This is a genomic window from Microbacterium sp. CPCC 204701 (assembly GCF_004010105.1).
Classification (GTDB): Bacteria; Actinomycetota; Actinomycetes; order Actinomycetales; family Microbacteriaceae; genus Microbacterium.
In genome coordinates this window covers 1-2,604 of sequence record NZ_RRYE01000399.1, presented here as the reverse complement: position 1 = coordinate 2,604, position 2,604 = coordinate 1, and the positions used below count along the sequence as shown (strand labels likewise).

Sequence of the window (2,604 nt, the reverse complement as noted above, 5' to 3'; positions counted from 1 at the left end):
CGCCGCGCACGCCCGCGCGGCTCGGGCGCCTGGCGGCGCACCGGTCCGAGACGCTCGAGTTCGGCGACGCGACGGATGCCGCCGCCGCGGCATCGGTCGCCGTCGAGGCCGCGCGACAGCAGCTGAAGAAAGCGGGCTACCGCGTCGAGCGCTACGACACGCGCACGGCCCTGTCGGTCTCGGGCGAGCGCGGCTACCTGCGCGAGACGGGCAACCTCGTCTTCCACGCGTCGCTGGTCGGCGTGCTGCTCGCGGTCGGCATCGGCGGCGGCCTGACCTACACCGGGCAGACGGTGATCATCGAGGGCCGCACGTGGGTCAACACGCTGCTCGACTACACGTCGTTCAACCCGGGTCGCTTCGTCGACGAGGAGACCGCGCTCGCACCGTACTCGCTCACGCTCGACCGGTTCGACGTGACCTATCAGCCGCTCGGCAGCCAGGGACAGGGGCAGGCCGGCGACTTCGTCGCGAACCTCACGACCCGGCTCGCCGGTGACGAGCCCGTCACCGGTGAGGTGCGTGTCAACCAGCCGCTCGAGATGGCGGGCGACCGCATCTATCTCATGGGCAACGGGTACGCGCCCACGCTGACCGTTCGCGATCCGGACGGCGAGGTCGTGTTCTCGGAGTCCGTGCCGTTCCTGCCACAGGACACCAACATGACCTCGCTCGGCGTGGTCAAGGTGCCCGACGGCCTCGACGAGCAGGTGGGCCTCGTCGGCTTCTTCTACCCGACGCAGGTGATGCGCGAGGACGGCGCCTTCGCGTCGGCGTACCCGGCGCTGACGAACCCGGTCGTCACGCTCGATGTGTACGAGGGCGACCTCGGCATCGACGGCGGCGTGCCGCGCTCGGTGTACACGCTCGACACGAGCGAGATGGAAAAGCTCACCGGCCGCGGAACCGACGTCGAATCGATCGAGCTCGCGCCCGGCGAGACGGCCGAGCTGCCCGGCGGCCGCGGCACCGTCACCTTCGAGAACGCGGCGCCGGACGGCGCAGACGGGTACGACGGATCTGTGAAGCGGTACGTCTCGCTGTCGGTCCACCGGGATGCCGCAGCCACGTGGGTGCTGCTGTTCGCGGTTCTTGCGACCGCGGGGCTGCTCGCCGGGCTGTTCGTCCCGCGCCGTCGCCTGTGGGTCAAGGCGACGACCCGGGGTCACGCCGTCGAGCTCGAGTACGCCGGGCTCGCGCGCGGCGAGGATCCTGTGCTCGAGGCCGCCGTCGAGCAGTTCGCCGAGCGCCACCTCGCGTCGCTCGCCCACCGGCCGGCGACGAGCGAAGAGGCCTCGCCCGGGGCCGGATCCCGCCCCGACGTAGACTGAGAGCCATGCCCGAAGCATCCGTGTTCCGCACTGCGGTCGCCGAGCCGCAGGTCGTCGGCCTCGAGTCCATCTCGGTGCTGCTGGTCTGGACCGCCATCGCGATTTACGCGCTCGCGTTCGCGGCGTACGCCGTGGACCTCGCTCGCCGGGGCGCGGCGGCGGTGGACGCGAAGGATGCCGCGACCCGGCGCGCTCGCGAACTCGTCGGCGCCGGCGTCGGATACGCCGGCTCGGTCGACGCGGTGCGGGCGCAGGAAGACGCGTCCGACGCCGCGCTGCACGCCCCGATCGGACACCGCGAGCGGTTCGTGTGGGCGCGCATCGGCACGTCGCTGACGGTGCTGGCGTTCCTCTTCCACCTCGGCGCGGACGTGACGCGCGGCATCGCCGCGGGGCGTGTGCCGTGGTCGAACATGTATGAGTTCGCCCTCACCGGCACCCTCCTCATCGTCGCGGTGTACCTTGCCGTGCTTCTCCGCTACGACCTGCGTTTTCTCGGCACATTCATCACGGGGCTCGTGGCCGTGCTGCTGGGCGGCACCGCGATCTGGTTCTACACCGAGATCGTGCCCCTCATGGACCCGCTCAAGTCGGTGTGGCTCGTCATCCACGTCTTCGTCGCCTCGCTCGCGACGGCCCTGTTCGCGCTCGCCTTCGGGCTGTCGGTGCTGCAGCTCATGCAGGCGCGGCGTGAGCGGAGGATCGCCGGTGCGACCGATCTCGCCGACGGGGGCGCCGAGGCCGGGCCGAGGTTTTTGCGCACGCTGCCGAGCGCCGACGCACTCGAGTCCCTCGCCTACCGCTTCGCCATCATCGGCTTCATCTTCTGGACTTTCACCCTCATCGCCGGATCCATCTGGGCGAACGACGCGTGGGGCCGGTACTGGGGCTTCGACACGAAGGAAGTCTGGACCTTCGTCATCTGGGTGCTCTACGCCGGGTACATCCACGCCCGCGCGACGCGCGGCTGGCGCGGTGCCCGATCGGCGTGGCTCTCGATCATCGGGTTCACCGCGGTCATCTTCAACTTCACGATCGTCAACATGTTCTTCAAGGGCCTTCACGCCTACTCCGGACTGAGCTGAGCCGGCGCCCGTCAGAGCGTGTCAGCGCGCGTCGCCCGCCGGCTCGAGCACGACGATCGGGGTCCCGCGCGAGCGCCGCGCCGCGTTGGCGTCGAGGTCGTCGCCGCCCTGGAGCGTGCGGTACACGCTCCACAGTCGCTCGCGCTCGCTGCCCTCGGCCTCGCGGGCACGCACGCGGCGGCGGCCCC

At 70.9% G+C, this 2,604-nt stretch carries 2 protein-coding genes; both read left to right on the top strand.

Annotation, left to right across the window (positions count from 1 at the left end; all coding sequences use genetic code 11):
* Window positions 1–1,331: cytochrome c biogenesis protein ResB (gene resB, locus EIO58_RS15950; protein ID WP_164861779.1), on the top strand; the 1,331-nt coding region annotated here is incomplete at its 5' end.
* A gap of 5 nt (window positions 1,332–1,336) precedes the next feature.
* Window positions 1,337–2,416: a c-type cytochrome biogenesis protein CcsB gene (gene ccsB, locus EIO58_RS15945; RefSeq protein ID WP_127820324.1), complete on the top strand. Its 1,080-nt coding sequence runs from the start codon at window positions 1,337–1,339 to the stop codon at window positions 2,414–2,416.
* Window positions 2,417–2,604 lie beyond the last annotated feature (188 nt).

What these genes read in the sequence shown, in the direction of transcription:
- ccsB (WP_127820324.1), top strand. Translation starts at nt 1,337, where the DNA reads ATGCCCGAAGCATCCGTGTTCCGCACTGCGGTCGCCGAGCCGCAGGTC.